Source organism: Xenorhabdus ehlersii (assembly GCF_003610465.1).
In the GTDB taxonomy this organism is placed as follows: domain Bacteria; phylum Pseudomonadota; class Gammaproteobacteria; order Enterobacterales; family Enterobacteriaceae; genus Xenorhabdus; species Xenorhabdus ehlersii.
Genome location: NZ_RAQI01000001.1, coordinates 1,157,054 through 1,177,429 on the forward strand (window position 1 = coordinate 1,157,054; position 20,376 = coordinate 1,177,429).

13 protein-coding genes, 1 tRNA gene and 3 rRNA genes are annotated in these 20,376 nt (G+C 45.2%); 11 read left to right on the forward strand and 6 right to left on the reverse strand.

Translation table 11 applies throughout. The features are described 5' to 3' along the window. Window positions 1-7: 7 nt before the first annotated feature. The 3 genes from mnmG to asnC all read right to left on the reverse strand — a co-directional run bounded on the left by mnmG (window position 8) and on the right by asnC (window position 3,266). A complete protein-coding gene (mnmG, locus tag BDE27_RS05535) occupies window positions 8-1,897 on the reverse strand; it encodes a tRNA uridine-5-carboxymethylaminomethyl(34) synthesis enzyme MnmG (protein ID WP_099132900.1) in 1,890 nt (629 codons plus the stop codon). Window positions 1,898-2,272: 375 nt separating this feature from the next. Beyond that, window positions 2,273-2,713 (reverse strand): FMN-binding protein MioC, encoded by a 441-nt coding sequence (gene mioC / locus BDE27_RS05540; protein WP_099132899.1) that lies wholly within the window; start codon window positions 2,711-2,713, stop codon window positions 2,273-2,275. A 91-nt stretch (window positions 2,714-2,804) separates the two neighbouring features. Continuing rightward, window positions 2,805-3,266, reverse strand: coding sequence for a transcriptional regulator AsnC (gene asnC, locus BDE27_RS05545; protein ID WP_074018962.1), 462 nt, complete (start codon window positions 3,264-3,266; stop codon window positions 2,805-2,807). A gap of 165 nt (window positions 3,267-3,431) precedes the next feature. Here asnC and asnA point away from each other — a divergent pair, with 165 nt between their 5' ends. Continuing rightward, window positions 3,432-4,424, forward strand: coding sequence for an aspartate--ammonia ligase (asnA, locus tag BDE27_RS05550; protein WP_099132898.1), 993 nt, complete (start codon window positions 3,432-3,434; stop codon window positions 4,422-4,424). Between the two features lie 3 nt (window positions 4,425-4,427). Here the strand turns inward: asnA and viaA are convergent, their stop codons facing one another. Together viaA and ravA are read right to left on the reverse strand one after the other, a co-directional pair. Beyond that, a complete protein-coding gene (viaA, locus tag BDE27_RS05555; RefSeq protein ID WP_099132897.1) occupies window positions 4,428-5,885 on the reverse strand; it encodes an ATPase RavA stimulator ViaA in 1,458 nt (485 codons plus the stop codon). A 4-nt stretch (window positions 5,886-5,889) separates the two neighbouring features. After that, window positions 5,890-7,377: an ATPase RavA gene (gene ravA, locus BDE27_RS05560; protein ID WP_099132896.1), complete on the reverse strand. Its 1,488-nt coding sequence runs from the start codon at window positions 7,375-7,377 to the stop codon at window positions 5,890-5,892. Between the two features lie 276 nt (window positions 7,378-7,653). Between ravA and BDE27_RS19855 the strand changes: the two genes are divergently transcribed. The 6 genes from BDE27_RS19855 (at window position 7,654) to rbsR (ending at window position 13,335) form a co-directional block, all read left to right on the forward strand. Then, window positions 7,654-7,803, forward strand: coding sequence for an RbsD/FucU domain-containing protein (locus BDE27_RS19855; protein ID WP_244208697.1), 150 nt, complete (start codon window positions 7,654-7,656; stop codon window positions 7,801-7,803). A 121-nt stretch (window positions 7,804-7,924) separates the two neighbouring features. Beyond that, window positions 7,925-9,445 (forward strand): ribose ABC transporter ATP-binding protein RbsA, encoded by a 1,521-nt coding sequence (gene rbsA, locus BDE27_RS05570; RefSeq protein ID WP_099132895.1) that lies wholly within the window; start codon window positions 7,925-7,927, stop codon window positions 9,443-9,445. A 5-nt stretch (window positions 9,446-9,450) separates the two neighbouring features. Further along, a complete protein-coding gene (gene rbsC, locus BDE27_RS05575; protein WP_099132974.1) occupies window positions 9,451-10,422 on the forward strand; it encodes a ribose ABC transporter permease in 972 nt (323 codons plus the stop codon). Window positions 10,423-10,446: 24 nt separating this feature from the next. Next, window positions 10,447-11,337 (forward strand): ribose ABC transporter substrate-binding protein RbsB, encoded by an 891-nt coding sequence (rbsB, locus tag BDE27_RS05580; RefSeq protein WP_099132894.1) that lies wholly within the window; start codon window positions 10,447-10,449, stop codon window positions 11,335-11,337. 64 nt (window positions 11,338-11,401) lie between these two features. Next, the gene (gene rbsK, locus BDE27_RS05585; protein ID WP_099132893.1) at window positions 11,402-12,331 is read left to right on the forward strand and encodes a ribokinase; all 930 of its coding nucleotides are present in this window, start codon (window positions 11,402-11,404) and stop codon (window positions 12,329-12,331) included. 2 nt (window positions 12,332-12,333) lie between these two features. Then, entirely contained in the window at window positions 12,334-13,335 is a 1,002-nt protein-coding gene (gene rbsR / locus BDE27_RS05590) for a ribose operon transcriptional repressor RbsR (RefSeq protein WP_167450549.1), read from the forward strand. A 5-nt stretch (window positions 13,336-13,340) separates the two neighbouring features. Here rbsR and mdtD read toward each other — a convergent pair whose 3' ends face one another. Then, complete coding sequence (gene mdtD, locus BDE27_RS05595; protein WP_099132892.1) at window positions 13,341-14,738, reverse strand: multidrug transporter subunit MdtD; 1,398 nt, start codon at window positions 14,736-14,738, stop codon at window positions 13,341-13,343. 580 nt (window positions 14,739-15,318) lie between these two features. Here mdtD and BDE27_RS05605 point away from each other — a divergent pair. The 4 genes from BDE27_RS05605 to rrf all read left to right on the forward strand — a co-directional run bounded on the left by BDE27_RS05605 (window position 15,319) and on the right by rrf (window position 20,315). After that, a 16S ribosomal RNA gene (locus BDE27_RS05605) occupies window positions 15,319-16,861 on the forward strand. An 82-nt stretch (window positions 16,862-16,943) separates the two neighbouring features. Next, a tRNA-Glu gene (locus BDE27_RS05610) sits at window positions 16,944-17,019 on the forward strand. A gap of 189 nt (window positions 17,020-17,208) precedes the next feature. Beyond that, window positions 17,209-20,118 (forward strand): 23S ribosomal RNA (locus BDE27_RS05615). Window positions 20,119-20,199: 81 nt separating this feature from the next. Continuing rightward, a 5S ribosomal RNA gene (gene rrf, locus BDE27_RS05620) occupies window positions 20,200-20,315 on the forward strand. The 16S, 23S and 5S rRNA genes sit together here with 1 tRNA gene alongside, the layout of an rRNA operon. Window positions 20,316-20,376: the final 61 nt, after the last annotated feature.

Consider the following 20,376-nt stretch of genomic DNA (forward strand, 5'->3'; position numbering starts at 1 on the left):
TGTCTCCTTAGGCGCTACGGCGCAATAGACCTTGTTTTTTCAGCCATACCAGCAAAATAGAAATTGCTGCCGGAGTGATGCCTGAAATCCGTGAAGCCTGGCCAATTGAACTTGGTTTATGGTCATTCAGTTTTGCAATAACTTCGTTGGAAAGCCCGCTCACTTGTTGATAATCCAAATCAACAGGCAATGCGGTATTTTCATTACGTAACTGTTTTTCGATCTCTTCTTGCTGACGGGCGATATAGCCTTCATATTTCACTTGAATTTCAACTTGATCCGCAGCTTGAGGCTCAGTCAGCCCAGGAGAGAAACGTGGTAACGATGTCAACAATTCATAATTCATCTCAGGGCGACGCAGCAAATCTTCACCGTTGGCTTCTTTTGACAGCGATGTTTTCAACATCTGGTTGATATCCTCTAAGTTATCAGAGTGAGGATGAACCCAGATATTGCGCAAGCGCTGGCGTTCCTGTTCGATCATTTCAAATTTGCGGCAGTAATGTTCCCAACGAAGATCATCAACCAAGCCAAGTTTGCGACCTTGTTCAGTCAATCGAAGATCCGCATTGTCTTCACGTAGCATCAAACGATATTCAGCACGGGAGGTGAACATGCGGTAAGGCTCTTTAGTGCCGAGTGTGCATAGATCATCGACCAAGACGCCAATATAAGCCTGATCACGACGTGGGAACCAACCTTCTTCACCATTGGCATAACGTGCAGCATTGAGACCAGCCAGTAATCCTTGTGCAGCCGCTTCTTCATACCCAGTGGTACCATTGATCTGACCAGCAAAGAACAGACCGTGAATAAATTTACTTTCCAGTGTTTGTTTTAAATCACGTGGATCGAAGAAGTCATATTCGATCGCATAGCCAGGGCGAATAATACGGGCATTCTCCATGCCTTTCATGGAGTGAACAATTTGCATCTGAACATCAAATGGCAGACTGGTCGAAATACCGTTTGGATAGATTTCGTTACTGGTCAATCCTTCTGGTTCCAGGAAGATCTGGTGAGCGTTACGATCCGCAAAACGCATAACTTTGTCTTCGATGGAAGGACAGTAACGAGGGCCGATCCCTTCGATGATCCCTGCATACATTGGACTGCGATCCAAGTTATTGCGGATCACTTCATGGGTTTTTTCATTGGTATGTGTGATGTAGCACGGGATCTGCCGTGGGTGTTGATCGACATTACCCATGAATGAAAATACAGGTGTTGGGTTATCGCCCAGTTGTTGTTCAAGCTGGCTAAAATCAATGGTTCGTGCATCAATGCGAGGTGGTGTGCCTGTTTTCAGGCGAGCTACGCGCAGAGGCAGTTCACGTAAACGATGAGACAATGAGATCGCAGGAGGATCACCTGCCCGTCCTCCACTGTAATTTTCCAATCCGATGTGAATTTTTCCATCAAGGAAAGTCCCTACAGTCAGAACTACAGATTTAGCTTTGAATTTCAATCCCATACGAGTAACAACACCTGTAACAGTGTCGTTTTCAACCATGAGATCTTCAACGGGTTGCTGGAAGATCATTAAGTTAGGTTGATTTTCCAGTGCTGTTCTTACAGCTTGTCGGTAAAGTACTCGATCCGCTTGTGCTCGTGTTGCCCGAACAGCCGGGCCTTTACTGGCATTGAGTGTTCTAAACTGAATACCGGCCTGATCCGTGGCTTTTGCCATTAGGCCACCAAGTGCATCGATCTCTTTTACCAGATGCCCTTTACCGATCCCACCAATGGCTGGATTACATGACATCTGGCCCAAAGTATCAATATTGTGAGTCAGTAGTAAGGTTTGACGCCCCATACGTGCGGAGGCCATCGCCGCTTCAGTACCGGCATGACCCCCGCCGATAATGATGACGTCAAAGTGCTCTGGATAAAACATGTGCGAACCTTCAATAGTGAGAATGCTTCATATGCATTAGGGAGAGAATTCTACTCAAGTTTGGACCTCAGACCAAGAGGCAAGAGATCATCGTTATTTAAAAGAAGATCTTTTTATTTAAAGATCTCTTTATTGGATCTTTTATTAGGATCACGATCATCTGTGGATAAGTGGATTTTCCATATAAAGATCATGACGCTGTAAAGGATCATTTGCTGTGAATGATCCGTGATCCAACTCAGTATAAGCTGGGATCTAAAAGCTAAGTTATTCACAGCCACTCGATTTGAACTCAGTTGTTAAATGGATAACTACGGGTTAACCCCTGCTTTTCAGATAAGTTATCCACAGATGATCGTTATATTTTTAATCGGATCAGAGTAACTTTGCCCATTCTTTAACCCATTCTTCGGCCGGATCTTCAGGGATTTCATATTGCAGGATGTCGATTTCCAATCGATCGCCGATCCGTTTTGCTCCGTGATCTTCCAATAAGCGTTCCAGTGATCTTATCGCGCCACAGAAGGTGTCATATTCGGAACTGCCGATACCGACTGCACCAAATGTGATATTACTGAGATCCGGTTGCTGTTGTGTGATCTCATCTGCCAGCGGCTGGAGATTATCAGGTAAGTCCCCAGCGCCATGCGTTGACGTAACCACAAGCCATAATCCTTCAAGTGGAAGATCTTCCAATGAGGGACCATGCAGCATCTCTGTTGAAAAGCCGTTATTTTCTAAGATCTCAGCTATATGTTCTGCGACATATTCGGCGCTACCCATTGTGCTGCCGCTGATTAAGGTTACTGTACTCATCATGATCCTTGCTAAATTAAAGAACAACTATTGTACGCAGTGAATCTATTGGGATCTACCTGTGGATAATGTGGTTAACTGGTTTTTCGTTTTAAGGTTTTATTGTCCTCATTATCGGGTTTTGCAGGGAGATCAATGTTTCTGTTGACTGGATTTCGTCAATCGTCTGGATCTTGTTGATAAGTACGTCCTGAAGAGCTTCGATGGATCGGCACATGACTTTAATGAAAATGCTGTAGTGCCCTGTGGTATAATAAACCTCAACGACCTCATCAAGCATATCGAGTTTCTTCAATGCTGCCGGATAATCTTTGGCGCTTTTCAATATGATGCCAATAAAGCAGCACACATCAAACCCCAGTTGTTTGGCGCTGATATCTACCCGAGTTCCCGTAATAATCCCTGATTGCTTCATTTTTTCTACGCGGACATGAATGGTTCCCGGGCTTACTGCGAATTTTTTGGCTAATTCTGCGTAAGGTGTACGTGCGTTCTCCATTAAAGCGTGAAGTATGTCACGGTCTAAATTATCGATCTGATAAATTTCTGCCATTTTTAACCCCTGTTTTTAAATAATATTCATTTTTATAGTGTATAAATTATCATTTATAAACCTTATGCAATATTTTTATTATCAGATATTGAATTTGTACCTCATTTTGTTGCTTAATCTATATCAACAGGACACAGGGCCACTAAAAATTTTGAGAGCTGCATCATGAAAACATCCTTTATTGAAAAACAACAGCAGATTAGTTTTGTGAAATCATACTTTTCCCGTCTGTTAGAGAAAAAACTTGGTTTAATCGAAGTTCAAGGACCGATCTTGAGTCGTCTTGGTGATGGTACTCAGGACAACTTATCTGGCCATGAAAAAGCGGTTCAGGTGAAAGTGAAAACTTTGCCGGGCGACACCTTTGAAGTGGTTCATTCTCTGGCGAAATGGAAACGTAAAACATTAGGTCGCTTTGGTTTTCAATCTGAACAAGGATTGTATACTCACATGAAAGCTCTGCGTCCTGATGAAGATCGCTTGACTCCTATCCATTCTGTCTTTGTTGATCAGTGGGATTGGGAGAAAGTGATGGGTGAAGGTCAGCGTTCACTCGACTATTTAAAACAGACAGTAGGTAAAATCTACGAAGCAATAAAAGAAACACAACAAGCGGTAAGTAAGGAATTTGGTCTGGCACCGTTCCTGCCAGATCAAATTCACTTTATCCACAGTGAAGAGCTTCTGAAACGTTACCCTGATCTGGATGCTAAAGGTCGTGAGCGTGAGGCTGCTAAAGAGTTTGGTGCCATTTTCCTGATGGGCATTGGTGGTAAGTTGTCTGATGATCAGGCTCATGATGTACGCGCGCCGGATTATGACGATTGGACTACACCAAACTGTGATGGTTTCTCTGGCCTGAACGGTGACATTATTGTCTGGAACCCTGTTTTACAGGATGCTTTTGAAATTTCTTCAATGGGTATCCGTGTTGATGCAGAGGCTCTGAAACGTCAGCTTGCACTGACTGGTGATGAAGATCGCCTGCAATATGATTGGCATCAAGCGTTGCTCAAAGGTGATATGCCACAATCTATCGGTGGTGGTATTGGTCAATCCCGTTTGGTGATGTTACTGCTGCAAATGGCTCATATCGGTCAGGTTCAGTGCGGTGTCTGGTCTCCTGAGATTATTGAATCAGTTGAAGGTGTACTCTAAGTTTTAATTTCGCCACTTTCTTTGTAAACGGCTTGTAAGCCCGGTATCAAAACGCCAGATATGGTCGAATATCTGCATAATACCGGGTTTTCCATAGTGGGAAAGGGAGACCGCATGGAAGCGGTGTTGTTGATGCTGTTGCCGATTTTTTATCTGATGGATTAGGGAGTCTGGCAATCGTTGGGCAATGAAATCTGAAATAACAACAGCATCAGCATCTTCCCAAGTATTTTCTTTCATTTTTTTAACGGTTGCATCTAAACAAGATGCCAGATCGGTTCCTCCCCTAAAGGTTTGCCCTAGAAAATGCATTGCTTGAGTGAGTCCATCCGGTGATGTCAAGTCATAATGGACGAGTTGTGTCGAGAACAACATAATATGGCAGTGACGATTATCCGCTAGTGCGATACGCATCAAAGCCAGACAGAATGCTTTTGCACATCGCTCATTAACCCCCCCCATTGAGCCTGAAGTATCAACACAAACAATAAATGGCCCCCGAGGCTGTTTTTCATTGTGGTAGTGTGTAATGGGTTTGAGCGTGGTTTTTGCTTGCCAATCGTCTCCTTGTAAGCGATAGGACAGTAATTTTTTCTCCGCCAGCCGCCGATAAAATTCGTATTCCAACTCTTCAATACCTAGCATAGCCAGCTCGGCGGGTAATAATCTTAAGATGTCGTCGCTTTGTCTAACCCCGCTAATTTGCTCAGGTATAGTATCTGGCACTCTTTCGAATCGGGTGAATGGTTCCAGAATTGGGATTTCTTTAGGAATTGATTTCGCTGTTTGACTGCGGCCGAGTAATTGTGCCAGTTTCTCCAGCTCAGGTTGCTGTTTGAGAAAGTCAGCATAGAGAGTAAATAGTTGTATATTTTTCGTGGTCAGGTGAAGTTGTCCTTTACTCATATCCCATAATTGGCCTGCCGCGTGATCATTGTGATCAAATATGGGATCAAGGGCGCCACTGAGTGTTAATCGCTTCTGGATCTCTGCAAGGAGTTGCTCTTTTTCTTGTTCTAATAGTGTCTTGTTAAATGTCGTCGCTTGCAGGATCAAGCTGAGTCGCCAGTGTTGGATAAACAACATTTGTCCTGAAGAGGTGTATTCAGAGAATGCTTTGGAGAGTATACCGGCTTCTTTGGCAAAGGGAGATTCGAGTTGTTGAAGTTTCTCTACGATATTAGGTAACTGTTGATAGAAACTAGCCGTGTCAATTGATTGTATGTACTGGTATAACTGAAACTCTTCGACTAATGGAGCAGGAATAAGCGTCTCTTTTATTTTCTGCTGTAATGTTTGTTGCCATGAGGGGAGATCTTTCAGCAATGCGTTCTTAAGCCTTGGGAACTTTCCAAAGGAAATAACTAACTGAGGGGTATCTAACAGTACCAAAATGATCTCTTCGATCAGCTCGCTTTCGTTGATAGAAAGTAAGAGATCGAGTGTGGCTAGTGTTAACATGTCGCTATCCCATTTTTGATCTCAATTGTTTCTGTTTTTCGGTTAATAGCAGGAAACTCTGTTCAATGCTGGTAAGCCAATGTTCTTCAATAAATAAACAGGGTTGATGTTGATTAAACAGATAGCGTTGTTGTTGAATTTCATCGCTGATGGATATCAGCTTTTCACGCCATTCCGTATTAGTGTTTTTTGCGGGACCAGATAGGCAGAGGACAGCGCTATTACGGCTAATATCCAGCACTGTAAGCTGGTTCTTTTCATTGATTTCTGTCGTGATAGTTTGAGGAAAACCAATGCTATTTAAACAGGCAGAGAGTTCTCCTGTATTATTTTTTAAGGCATTTTCCAGTGATTTTTTATCTAGTTCGATGAAATTGACTTCAATATTATGCATGTGTAATGAAGGATATAAAAATAGGATCAGTTTTTCATCTGCAATATTTTCAGGCAGTGAATAGAAAGCCTTGCGACCAAACAGAGAGGATCTGGCGACTAATTGCAGGGGATGGTCAATTTCGTCTTGGTTGGATTGTATCCATTGCTGGTATAACTTCTCTATTTTTTGCATGAGGGAATGTTGTAGATAAGCCTGTTCTGTCAATAAGACATGCAAAAATTGGGACAGGAGTTTTAAGCTATTCAAGTCGTGCCATAGGCAATCTTTTAATAGCACCATATCTAACGGAGAGATCTCACTTCTGCCACTGAAAAAGGCGCTGGCTTGTAGTAAGCGAATAGATTTTTTCCAACGGCGATCTGAGACATCAGCCGTACTCCCAGTAGCATTTATTTGTTGGCGTAATTGATAAATCAGTTCGAAGATATGAGCTGGCAGGAATACATGGTTGATCTTGTCTTGCCATTGCTGAAATTCATCATCGGTGATTTGAATATGGGCAGGCACGGGATTGCTATTTTCATTGTTTCGGTCAGTCAGTAAGGCTCGAAAATTTTTCTTTTCCTGAATCTTGTCTAGCCAGAGTCGGATCAACATACGATCGTAAAGTGCTTCCAGACTGCTATCACTATCAGGGAGTTCATTGGATGCTGTAACCAGTAAACGCATCGGTAGCTGTTCTTCTTGGTTGCCATTTCTGAATTTCTTTTCATTGATCGCGGTGAGTAACGTATTCAAAATGGCGGGCCCTGCTTTCCAAATTTCATCCAAGAAAACGATTTCTGCTTCGGGTAAATAACCTTCGGTAAGGCGCTGGTAACGCCCTTCATCTTTGAGTGCATGGATGGAAAGGGGGCCGAAGATCTCTTCTGGGGTGGAAAAACGGGTCATCAGGTACTCAAAAGCATGTGCGTTTTGAAATACAAACTTGAGCCGACGCGCGATAAGGCTTTTGGCTATTCCTGGTGGTCCAAGAAGAAAAACACTCTCTCCACATAAAGCGGCCAGCAGGCACAGGCGAATGGCTTGCCGTCTTTCATATAGACCGCTTTCTAGATACTGACCTAACAGGGATATTTTCTCGACCAATCGCATAAAATTTACACCAGGGCTTGAATAGTTACCTTCCTTTATTTATAGATAAAATTCATCCTATGCAAAGGTTTTGGTGATAATTTATTAAGTTTCAATGTCGTGTTTTAAAAAATCGATTCAGCTTAACTTATTCAATAAGTTAGTTTTTATCTTCTAATTATCATCTTCTTAAACGTTTCAGTGATGATCACATTTTCGTATCAATCATGTTGTCTTTGATAGTTAGCTTTATATGATAGCCTCTTAGCGAAACGTTTCGCTAAGAGGCTTATAAAAATGAAAACTATCCCATTATCTACCCAAAGAATTGATTTAGCGCTAACCCAGGGAACATCCGATCTGTTATCTGTCTTTGATGTTGTTGTTCAGGAAGTACAAGTTGAAGCGGTCATTTTGGCCGCTGAAATTATTGAACACAATCCGTAAATACATAAGCAAATCATCAAGCGTATTGCTGCTCTCGAAATACAACAGGGAAATGCAATTGCGATAAAGTATGTCAGTCATAGCATTCTGAAAGAGAAAAGTGTAACTGTCTGAGGTTATTATGGGGCCATTACTGGAGTTAAAGGGAATTGATAAGGTTTTTCCTGGGGTAAAAGCATTGTCAGGAGCTGCATTGCGTGTTTATCCCGGGAAAGTGATGGCGTTAGTCGGCGAAAACGGTGCTGGCAAGTCCACAATGATGAAAGTCTTGACCGGCATTTATACAAAAGATGCTGGCACGATCCGTTATCTTGGGCAGGATGTGGCTTTCTCAGGGACTAAATCCTCTCAGGAATCAGGTATTGGTATTATTCATCAAGAGCTAAATCTTATCCCTCAATTGACGATTGCCGAAAACATTTTCTTGGGACGTGAATTCGTTAATAAATTGGGTGTCATTAACTGGAAAAAAATGTATGAAGAAGCCGATAACTTACTGAGGCGTTTAAATATCCATTACAGCAGCCGTCGGCTTGTTTCTGAATTGTCTATTGGTGAGCAGCAAATGGTAGAAATTGCCAAGGTGCTGAGTTTCCAATCCAAAGTTATCATTATGGATGAACCCACAGATGCCTTGACGGATACCGAAACTGAATCCTTGTTTCATGTCATACGGGAACTGAAAGCGCAAGGGTGTGGCATTGTCTATATTTCCCATCGTTTGAAAGAGCTTTTTAAAATTTGTGATGATGTGACGGTATTGCGTGATGGGCAATTTATTGGTGAACAGCCTGTCAATGCTCTGAATGAAGAGCGATTGATCGAAATGATGGTGGGGCGCAAGTTGGAGGAGCAATACCCGCGTTTGAATCTACCGAGAGGTGAAAAACGATTGGAAGTGGAAAACCTCTCTGGATCGGGAATCAATAATGTCAGTTTTTCCCTGTTTAGTGGAGAAATTCTGGGGATCTCCGGTTTGATGGGCGCTGGCCGTACTAAATTAATGAAGGTGATTTACGGGGCTTTGCCAAAAACTGAAGGCAAGATCTTGCTTGATGGGAAACCGCTGACGATCCATAGTCCGCAGGAAGGGCTGACCAATGGTATTGTCTATATTTCGGAAGACCGCAAGCGTGATGGGTTAGTTTTGGGAATGTCGGTCAAAGAGAATATGTCCCTCACTGCATTACGTTATTTCAGCCGAAATTTTTGTTTCTTGAATCACTCCGCAGAACAAAAATCCGTTGCCGACTTCATTAAGTTGTTCAATATCAAAACCCCCTCAATGGAACAGACGATGAGACTGCTTTCCGGGGGTAATCAGCAGAAAGTTGCGATTGCCCGTGGATTGATGACTCGTCCAAAGGTGTTGATCCTTGATGAGCCAACCCGAGGCGTAGATGTTGGGGCGAAAAAGGAAATCTATCAGCTTATCAATCAGTTTAAAAAAGAAGGCTTGAGCATTATTTTGGTTTCTTCTGAAATGCCTGAAGTGATGGGAATGAGTGATCGTATTCTGGTTATGTATGAAGGTCGTATCAGTGGGGAATTCAATGTGAATGGTATTTCTCAGGAAGTGTTGATGGCCGCTGCTGTTGGTAAACAAAATACGATGCAATTAAAAGAGAATGGTCAAGGATAATGGATATGAATTCTAGTATAGCGCCAGCCTCCCGACGTTGGTTTACGAAAACATGGTTGATGGAGCAGAAGTCACTTATTGCGCTCTTATTTTTGATTGCCGTCGTTTCTTCCCTTAGCCCCAATTTTTTCACATTGAATAACCTGTTTAACATCCTTCAGCAAACTTCTGTCAACGCTATCATGGCGGTAGGCATGACGTTGGTTATTCTGACATCAGGAATTGATCTATCAGTTGGCTCTTTGTTGGCTCTGACTGGTGCTGTAGCGGCATCAATGGTTGGAGCAGATATCAATGCTTTGGTCGCGGTTGCTGGGGCTTTGGTATTGGGGGCTGCAATTGGGGCCTGCACTGGTGTGATTGTTGCAAAAGGCCAGGTTCAGGCATTTATTGCAACATTGGTGATGATGTTATTGCTACGCGGAGTGACTCGGGTTTATACCGATGGGAGTCCGATTAATACCGGTTTCAGTGACAATGCTGATCTGTTTGGTTGGTTTGGTATTGGGCGTCCATTAGGAGTACCTGCGCCTATGTGGATTATGTTGCTGGTGTTTGTCGCGGCTTGGTTCATTCTTCACCACACTCGTCTTGGTCGTTACATCTACGCATTAGGCGGAAATGAATCTGCAACACGTTTATCAGGTATTGGTGTTGATAAAATAAAAATAATCGTTTATTCCCTATGTGGCCTGTTGGCTGCATTGGCCAGTATTATCGAAGTTGCCCGATTATCTTCTGCTCAACCGATGGCCGGAAGTGGTTATGAACTGGATGCTATTGCAGCAGTCGTACTGGGTGGAACCAGTTTGGCAGGAGGTAAGGGGCGAATTGTTGGTACGTTGATTGGTGCGTTGATTTTAGGCTTTTTGAATAATGGTTTGAACTTATTAGGTATTTCTTCCAACTACCAGATGATCGTCAAGGCAGTTGTTATTTTATTGGCGGTCTTGGTTGATAACAAAAGCAGTAAATAACCTCACCCTACAGGAAAAAACAACATGAAAATGAAGAAGCTGGCAACTATTCTCTCCGCCATGGTATTGAGTACCACTATAAGTGCTAATGCACTGGCGAAAGATAGCATTGCATTGGTTATTTCAACCTTGAATAACCCTTTTTTTGTCACAATGAAAGATAGTGCACAAAAAGAGGCTGATAAGCTGGGATATAACTTGATTGTACTTGATTCTCAGGATAATCCGGCAAAAGAGTTGGCCAATGTACAAGATTTGACAGTTCGTGGCATAAAATTGTTGTTAATTAACCCAACCGACTCGGATGCTGTTGGTAATGCAGTGATCGTGGCAAATAAGGCGAATATTCCGGTTATTACTCTTGACCGTTCAGCGTATAAGGGCAACGTTATCAGCTATATTGCCTCCGACAGCCGTTTAGGTGCCAAAATGGCAGCTGATTTTATCGCTGGGAAATTAGGTAATGATGTCAAAGTCATTCAATTGGAAGGTATTCCAGGAGCTTCAGGTGCGCGTGAACGTGGTGAAGGTTTTGGTCAGGCAGCCCAAAAGTACAAATTCAATATGTTGGCTAGTCAGCCCGCTGATTATGATCGCACAAAGGGAATGAATGTCATGCAAAACCTGCTGACAGCTCATCCGTCAGTACAAGCTGTTTTCGCTCAAAATGATGAAATGGCTCTTGGTGCATTGCGAGCATTGCAGGCAGTCGGTAAAGAAAATGTGTTGGTTGTCGGATTTGATGGCACTGACGATGCTCTTAAGGCTGTACAGAGCGGTAAATTGGGAGCAACGATCGCACAGCGTCCGGATCAAATAGGTATCATCGGCGTTCAGGCCGCGGACAAAGTACTGAAAGGTGAAAAAGTTGATGCCATTATTCCGGTTGAACTGGAATTAGTTGTGAAGAAATAATCAACATTATTCATGCAGCCATTAAAACTAATGGCTGCATTATTTTTACACAGGAATAAATGTAATGAGTATGGCAAAACTGGTTGTGATGGGTAGCATCAATGTAGATCACATATTGAATCTTAACTCTTTTCCCCAACCAGGGGAAACAGTGAGGGGAAAACAGTATAAGGTTGCCTTTGGAGGAAAAGGAGCAAATCAGGCAGTTGCTGCTGGTCGTTGTGGTGCTGACATTACATTTATTGCTTGCGTTGGCCAAGATGACGTTGGTACACGTGTTTGCCAACAGTTGGTGAAAGATAATATCAATATCTCCTCAATTGAAGTGATTGAAGGGGAAACAACGGGTGTTGCTCTGATTTTTGTCAATCGGCAGGGTGAAAATGTTATTGGCATTAATGCAGGGGCGAATGGGAGGTTAACTCCTGATTATTTCCTTCGTTATGACCAAGTAGTCAAAGATGCTGATGCATTATTATTGCAACTTGAAACTCCATTGGAAACAGTACAACTTGCTGCTGAAACGGCTAAGAAACATCATACCAAAGTGATCTTGAATCCAGCACCCGCACAGAAAATCTCGGATCGATTACTTTCGTTGGTAGATATTATCACGCCGAATGAAACCGAAGCAGAGTACTTGACTGGCATTGCCGTAAAAGATGATGTTGGGGCGGACAAAGCCTCTCAGGCTTTACATGATAAGGGTATAGAAACGGTCATTATTACATTGGGTAGTCGAGGTGTATGGCTGAGTGAAAAAGATAAGGAAGGGAAAATTGTTCCCGGGTTTAAAGTAAAAACGATCGACACAATTGCTGCTGGAGATACATTTAATGGCGCCTTGGTAACGGGATTGCTGGAAGGAAAAGAGATATTGTCGGCGATCCGCTTTGCACATGCTGCGGCTGCGATTGCAGTTACGCGTCAGGGAGCGCAGCCTGCAGTTCCGTGGCGGAATGAAATTGACGCATTTCTATCTGAACAGGATTAAACGTGGCTACCATGAAGGACGTTGCTCGTCTGGCGGGCGTATCAACATCAACAGTTTCTCATGTGATTAATGGCAATCGTTATGTCAGTGAAAACGTGAAAAAGAAAGTCAATGCAGCGATTGAGGAATTGAATTATGCGCCGTCTGCTTTGGCAAGGAGCTTGAAAGTCAAGCAAACCAAAACTATTGGTATGTTGGTTACTACCAGTGATAACTCTTTTTATTCTGAAGTCGTTAGAAGTGTAGAAAAGAATTGTTACGAACGGGGATACAGTTTAATTCTGTGTAATACCGAAGGTAGTGTTACCCGTATGATTCGCAGTATGGAAACACTATTGCAAAAACGTGTTGATGGTCTTTTAATTATGAGTTCCGAACATAAATTGTTATCCAAAGACTTTCTATTGCGATATCCGCTAGTGCCAATAGTGACATTGGATTGGTCTCCTTTTGACGCTTTTAGTGATGTTATTAAAGATAATTCTCTGTTCGGAGGGGAATTAGCCACATCTTATCTGATTAATCGAGGGTTTCGCAAAATTGCCTGTATCGCAGGCTCACAGAATATACCTCTTTCCCTTCAGCGTCTGGCTGGATATCGAAAAGCAATGAGAGATGCTCGGCTTGAGATCCCAGATGGTTATGAAATCCACAGTGATTATGAATTTACGGGGGGATTGTTATCAATGAAAAAACTTCTCCAATTACCTGAAATTCCCGAAGCAGTTTTTGCGGGAAATGATGCTATGGCGATTGGTGTTTATCAGGCTTTATATCAGGTGGGGCTTGCTATTCCTAGAGACATTTCTGTCATTGGGTATGATGATATTGCTATAGCTTCCTATTTGACCCCTCCTTTGACGACAATTCATCAACCAAAAGATGAGTTAGGTAAGTTAGCTATAGATATGTTGCTCTATCGAATAGATAATCCAGATAGTGAACCGAAACAATTAGTATTGACTCCGAAACTTATTGAGCGAGATTCTGTAGGTCAGCGTTGATAACATCATTTTTTAGGTTGCTTTTTCTTCACCAAATTGCTGCCATCCTCTTTATTTAAAAGTAAAAAAATAAAAGCAGAAGCCAAAGTAATCGTACCTATTGTGATAAATGTATAGTGAAAGTGTTCTACCGTAGAACCATCGCTCATTGACTCATAAAATCTCAGGACTGCCGCACTGACAGTCACCCCAAAACTGATGGATAACTGCTGAGTGACTGCCAGCAAGCTGTTACCGGCACTTGCATTGTTATCATTCAGATCACCTAAGGTGATTGTATTCATTGCTGTGAATTGTGTGGACATTACCATTCCCAATATAAAAAGAGGGAATATCAAAAATACGATGGGGAGTTCCGGTGTCTGTAGCGAAAATTGTGAAATCATTACGCCAATAATGATCGTGACCCAAATGAGGGTGTTTCGATATCCAAAGCGGGTCAATATATTGGTCACAAAAGATTTAGCTAAAATTGAGCCAATAGCATTCGGTGCCATCATTATGCCAGCAATGACTGCTGAAAATCCAAACCCCACTTGTAGCATCAAAGGAATAATAAATGAAAGCGAGCCAGTACTTAGCCGAGTAGCAATATTACTGGCAATACCGATTGAAAATGTGCGTGTTTGGAACAACTGGAGGTTAATGAGGGGATTTGAGTGTCTTTTAGCATGGAAAGTATACCCCAATAGCATAATGATACCGCCAGAAAATAAAGCGGGAGGAATATAGCCAGAGAATGAGTGATCCCCAAATAAATCAAAGCTGACCGAAATCGTTACCAAGCCCATACTAAACAGCATGAATCCCAGAAAATCGAAAGGGCATTTGGGCATAGTTAAATTAGGCATATTCTTTCTGGCGTAAATGATACCTAATAAGCCAATGGGAATATTGATGATGAAGATCCAATGCCATGTTGCATAGGTCACTAACAATCCACCGAGCATGGGACCCAAAATCGGGCCGAGTAACCCTGGCATGGTGACAAAATTCAAAATAGGTAGTAATTCACTACGTGGATATGTTCTTAGTAAAGTCAGGCGGGCAACAGGCATCATCATCGCCCCACCTATACCTTGAATAACGCGGGATACAACTAAGAAAGAGAGATTGTGTGACAGTGCACAAGCAAGTGAACCTAAAGAAAAGAAGGAAACAGCATAAATGAATACCGTACGAGTGCCAAACCTATCAGCGAGCCAACCGCTTACGGGAATTAGCATCGCTACAGTTAAGGTATAACTGACAATGGCGGGTTGCATTGCTAGTGGAGAGTGATTAAGACTTTTTGCAATCGCCGGTAGTGCAGTGTTAAGAATTGTGGCATCTAAAGACTGCATAAAAAAAGCTATCGCCGCAATCCAAGGTAACCCCGACATACTGCGTGCGGATTTGACCATTAGATATCCCGTTTATTTTTTAATGATAGTGAATACATAATATCTTACTATATCAAACTCAAACCATTTATTGGTTATTAATCAATCAATAACTTGCTCTAAGGCCAATTAACAGTTGCCGTAGGCAATTGCACAACAATCATTGCATAAGAACTTTGCCTTTATGATTGTTGTTTAAGTCATCAATTTTAGGGTGTAAAACACGCATAATTACCATTTTTGTTGAAAAAAACCACGAACAGAAAAAAAATTAAAAAAAACTATTGTCAGCGCCGTAAAACCCCCTATAATGCGCCACCACTGACCGACGCTGAGCTGAAACAGGCCGCGCAGGACGGTGAGAGAAAAGCGAAAATAATCGCTTGACTCTGGCGGCGAAAAGCGTAAGATACGCAGCCTCGCAACCCGGAAGGCACTTCCGGTTGCCAATGCTCTTTAACAAATTAATCAGACAATCTGTGTGGGCACTCGCAAGACACTATCGATATGCCGAAAGGCAAAAAAGATTAAAGTCTTAAAGAGTGACCTGACAGTTAATTCATGATGAACTAACAGTAAGATTCTTTGAGCATCAAACTTTTAATTGAAGAGTTTGATCATGGCTCAGATTGAACGCTGGCGGCAGGCCTAACACATGCAAGTCGAGCGGCAGCGGGGGGAAGCGTGCTTTCCTGCCGGCGAGCGGCGGACGGGTGAGTAATGTCTGGGGATCTGCCTGATGGAGGGGGATAACCACTGGAAACGGTGGCTAATACCGCATAACCTCTGAGGAGCAAAGTGGGGGACCTTCGGGCCTCACGCCATCGGATGAACCCAGATGGGATTAGCTAGTAGGTGGGGTAAAGGCTCACCTAGGCGACGATCCCTAGCTGGTCTGAGAGGATGACCAGCCACACTGGGACTGAGACACGGCCCAGACTCCTACGGGAGGCAGCAGTGGGGAATATTGCACAATGGGCGCAAGCCTGATGCAGCCATGCCGCGTGTATGAAGAAGGCCTTCGGGTTGTAAAGTACTTTCAGCGGGGAGGAAGGCATAGAGCCGAATACGCTTTATGATTGACGTTACCCGCAGAAGAAGCACCGGCTAACTCCGTGCCAGCAGCCGCGGTAATACGGAGGGTGCAAGCGTTAATCGGAATTACTGGGCGTAAAGCGCACGCAGGCGGTCAATTAAGTTAGATGTGAAATCCCCGGGCTTAACCTGGGAATGGCATCTAAGACTGGTTGACTAGAGTCTCGTAGAGGGGGGTAGAATTCCACGTGTAGCGGTGAAATGCGTAGAGATGTGGAGGAATACCGGTGGCGAAGGCGGCCCCCTGGACGAAGACTGACGCTCAGGTGCGAAAGCGTGGGGAGCAAACAGGATTAGATACCCTGGTAGTCCACGCTGTAAACGATGTCGATTTGGAGGTTGTGGCCTTGAGCTGTGGCTTCCGGAGCTAACGCGTTAAATCGACCGCCTGGGGAGTACGGTCGCAAGATTAAAACTCAAATGAATTGACGGGGGCCCGCACAAGCGGTGGAGCATGTGGTTTAATTCGATGCAACGCGAAGAACCTTACCTACTCTTGACATCCAGCGAAGCCTTTAGAGATAGAGGCGTGCCTTCGGGAACGCTGAGACAGGTGCTGCATGGCTGTCGTCAGCTCGTGTTGTGAAATGTTGGGTTAAGTCCCGCAACGAGCGCAACCCTTATCCTTTGTTGCCAGCACGTTATGGTGGGAACTCAAGGGAGACTGCCGGTGATAAACCGGAGGAAGGTGGGGATGACGTCAAGTCATCATGGCCCTTACGAGTAGGGCTACACACGTGCTACAATGGCGGATACAAAGAGAAGCGACCTCGCGAGAGCAAGCGGACCTCATAAAGTCTGTCGTAGTCCGGATTGGAGTCTGCAACTCGACTCCATGAAGTCGGAATCGCTAGTAATCGCAGATCAGAATGCTGCGGTGAATACGTTCCCGGGCCTTGTACACACCGCCCGTCACACCATGGGAGTGGGTTGCAAAAGAAGTCGGTAGCTTAACCTGTAGGAGGGCGCTGACCACTTTGTGATTCATGACTGGGGTGAAGTCGTAACAAGGTAACCGTAGGGGAACCTGCGGTTGGATCACCTCCTTAACCGAAGATGGTGAAATGTGAGTGTTCACACAGATTGTCTGATGAAAGAAAGCAGAGCAAGCGTCTGCGAAGAAGACTTAAAGTCCCCTTCGTCTAGAGGCCTAGGACACCGCCCTTTCACGGCGGTAACAGGGGTTCGAATCCCCTAGGGGACGCCATCTTGCTCAGGTATCGGGTGAAAGCCGGTGCCGATGAAATATTGTTAAGCGGACGTGCGCGTCGGTTTAGCAATATTAGCTCTTTAACAATCTGGAACAAGCTGAAAATTTGAAACAATCGATGTTGTTGAATGATAACATTGATGAGTCTCTCAAAAACTCCAGTCCGAAGACACCTTCGGGTTGTGAGGTTAAGCGACTAAGCGTACACGGTGGATGCCTAGGCAGTCAGAGGCGATGAAGGACGTGCTAATCTGCGAAAAGCGCCGGTGAGCTGATATGAAGCGCTATCAGCCGGCGATGTCCGAATGGGGAAACCCAGTGCAATCCGTTGCACTATCCTTACCTGAATCCATAGGGTAAGGAGGCGAACCGGGGGAACTGAAACATCTCAGTACCCCGAGGAAAAGAAATCAACCGAGATTCCCCCAGTAGCGGCGAGCGAACGGGGAGGAGCCCAGAGCCATCAGCGATATGAGTGTCAGGAGAACGGTCTGGAAAGGCCGGCAGTAAAGGGTGAGAGCCCCGTATCCGAAGACGCTGGTATTGTGAGCTCAACGAGTAGGGCGGGACACGTGGTATCCTGTCTGAACATGGGGGGACCATCCTCCAAGGCTAAATACTCCTGACTGACCGATAGTGAACCAGTACCGTGAGGGAAAGGCGAAAAGAACCCCGGCGAGGGGAGTGAAAGAGAACCTGAAACCGTGTACGTACAAGCAGTGGGAGCCTTGATTTATCAGGGTGACTGCGTACCTTTTGTATAATGGGTCAGCGACTTATATTCTGTAGCAAGGTTAACCGCATAGGGGAGCCGCAGGGAAACCGAGTCTTAACTGGGCGTTAAGTTGCAGGGTATAGACCCGAAACCCGGTGATCTAGCCATGGGCAGGTTGAAGGTTGGGTAACACTAACTGGAGGACCGAACCGACTAATGTTGAAAAATTAGCGGATGACTTGTGGCTGGGGGTGAAAGGCCAATCAAACCGGGAGATAGCTGGTTCTCCCCGAAAGCTATTTAGGTAGCGCCTCGTGAAGTCATCTTCGGGGGTAGAGCACTGTTTCGGCTAGGGGGTCATCCCGACTTACCAACCCGATGCAAACTGCGAATACCGAAGAATGTTATCACGGGAGACACACGGCGGGTGCTAACGTCCGTCGTGAAGAGGGAAACAACCCAGACCGCCAGCTAAGGTCCCGAAGTCATGGTTAAGTGGGAAACGAAGTGGGAAGGCTCAGACAGCCAGGATGTTGGCTTAGAAGCAGCCATCATTTAAAGAAAGCGTAATAGCTCACTGGTCGAGTCGGCCTGCGCGGAAGATGTAACGGGGCTAAACCATGCACCGAAGCTGCGGCAGCGACACGAATGTGTTGTTGGGTAGGGGAGCGTTCTGTAAGCCGGTGAAGGTGAACTGTGAGGTTTGCTGGAGGTATCAGAAGTGCGAATGCTGACATAAGTAACGATAAAGCGGGTGAAAAACCCGCTCGCCGGAAGACCAAGGGTTCCTGTCCAACGTTAATCGGGGCAGGGTGAGTCGACCCCTAAGGCGAGGCTGAAAAGCGTAGTCGATGGGAAACAGGTTAATATTCCTGTACTGGCCATAATTGCGATGGGGGGACGGAGAAGGCTAGGCAAGCCGGGCGACGGTCGTCCCGGTTTAAGTGTGTAGGTGGGATAACTTGGCAAATCCGGTTATCCAGGACACTGAGGCACGATGACGAGGCATTACGGTGCTGAAGTTGCTGATGCCCCGCTTCCAGGAAAAGCCCCTAAGCGTCAGATTATGGTCAATCGTACCCCAAACCGACACAGGTGGTCAGGTAGAGAATACTCAGGCGCTTGAGAGAACTCGGGTGAAGGAACTAGGCAAAATGGTGCCGTAACTTCGGGAGAAGGCACGCTGGCGTTAGGTGAAGAAACACGCTTTCGGAGCCGAGGCCAGTCGCAGATACCAGCTGGCTGCAACTGTTTAATAAAAACACAGCACTGTGCAAACACGAAAGTGGACGTATACGGTGTGACGCCTGCCCGGTGCTGGAAGGTTAATTGATGGGGTTAGCCGCAAGGCGACGCTCTTGATCGAAGCCCCAGTAAACGGCGGCCGTAACTATAACGGTCCTAAGGTAGCGAAATTCCTTGTCGGGTAAGTTCCGACCTGCACGAATGGCGTAATGATGGCCAGGCTGTCTCCACCCGAGACTCAGTGAAATTGAACTCGCTGTGAAGATGCAGTGTACCCGCGGCAAGACGGAAAGACCCCGTGAACCTTTACTATAGCTTGACACTGAACCTTGAGCCTTGATGTGTAGGATAGGTGGGAGGCTGTGAAATGTGGACGCCAGTCTGCATGGAGCCATCCTTGAAATACCACCCTTGAATGTTTGATGTTCTAACGTCGGCCCGTTATCCGGGTTGCGGACAGTGTCTGGTGGGTAGTTTGACTGGGGCGGTCTCCTCCCAAAGCGTAACGGAGGAGCACGAAGGTTAGCTAATCACGGTCGGACATCGTGAGGTTAGTGCAATGGCATAAGCTAGCTTGACTGCGAGAGTGACGGCTCGAGCAGGTGCGAAAGCAGGTCATAGTGATCCGGTGGTTCTGTATGGAAGGGCCATCGCTCAACGGATAAAAGGTACTCCGGGGATAACAGGCTGATACCGCCCAAGAGTTCATATCGACGGCGGTGTTTGGCACCTCGATGTCGGCTCATCACATCCTGGGGCTGAAGTAGGTCCCAAGGGTATGGCTGTTCGCCATTTAAAGTGGTACGCGAGCTGGGTTTAGAACGTCGTGAGACAGTTCGGTCCCTATCTGCCGTGGGCGTTGGAAGATTGCAAGGGGCTGCTCCTAGTACGAGAGGACCGGAGTGGACGCACCACTGGTGTTCGGGTTGTCATGCCAATGGCACTGCCCGGTAGCTAAGTGCGGAAGAGATAACCGCTGAAAGCATCTAAGCGGGAAACTTGCCTTAAGATGAGTCTTCCCTTGTCCCTAGAGGACACTGAAGGAACGTTCGAGACGAGGACGTAGATAGGCCGGGTGTGTAAGCGTTGCGAGACGTTGAGCTAACCGGTACTAATGACCCGTGCGGCTTAACCTGACAACACCGAAGGTGTTTTGGGGTTTGAGAGAGAGAAGTTTCAGAGAAAGCGGGCTTGTTCGGGATTGAAAACAGAATTTGTCTGGCGGCAACAGCGCGGTGGTCCCACCTGATCCCATGCCGAACTCAGCAGTGAAACGCCGTAGCGCCGATGGTAGTGTGGGGTCTCCCCATGTGAGAGTAGGACACTGCCAGACATTCAATCAGTCAGAGAAGCCATCCTTAATCGGATGGCTTTTTTGCGTTTGAGAAAAATCG

Bases quoted from the DNA above. Each gene is read 5' to 3' on its own strand.
- rbsB (WP_099132894.1), top strand. From the start codon at position 10,447: ATGAAAATGAAGAAGCTGGCAACTATTCTCTCCGCCATGGTATTGAGT.
- asnC (WP_074018962.1), bottom strand. From the start codon at position 3,266: ATGGCAGAAATTTATCAGATCGATAATTTAGACCGTGACATACTTCAC.
- mdtD (WP_099132892.1), bottom strand. From the start codon at position 14,738: ATGGTCAAATCCGCACGCAGTATGTCGGGGTTACCTTGGATTGCGGCG.
- mioC (WP_099132899.1), bottom strand. From the start codon at position 2,713: ATGAGTACAGTAACCTTAATCAGCGGCAGCACAATGGGTAGCGCCGAA.
- ravA (WP_099132896.1), bottom strand. From the start codon at position 7,377: ATGCGATTGGTCGAGAAAATATCCCTGTTAGGTCAGTATCTAGAAAGC.
- viaA (WP_099132897.1), bottom strand. From the start codon at position 5,885: ATGTTAACACTAGCCACACTCGATCTCTTACTTTCTATCAACGAAAGC.
- rbsA (WP_099132895.1), top strand. From the start codon at position 7,925: ATGGGGCCATTACTGGAGTTAAAGGGAATTGATAAGGTTTTTCCTGGG.
- mnmG (WP_099132900.1), bottom strand. From the start codon at position 1,897: ATGTTTTATCCAGAGCACTTTGACGTCATCATTATCGGCGGGGGTCAT.
- rbsC (WP_099132974.1), top strand. From the start codon at position 9,451: ATGAATTCTAGTATAGCGCCAGCCTCCCGACGTTGGTTTACGAAAACA.
- asnA (WP_099132898.1), top strand. From the start codon at position 3,432: ATGAAAACATCCTTTATTGAAAAACAACAGCAGATTAGTTTTGTGAAA.
- BDE27_RS19855 (WP_244208697.1), top strand. From the start codon at position 7,654: ATGAAAACTATCCCATTATCTACCCAAAGAATTGATTTAGCGCTAACC.
- rbsK (WP_099132893.1), top strand. From the start codon at position 11,402: ATGAGTATGGCAAAACTGGTTGTGATGGGTAGCATCAATGTAGATCAC.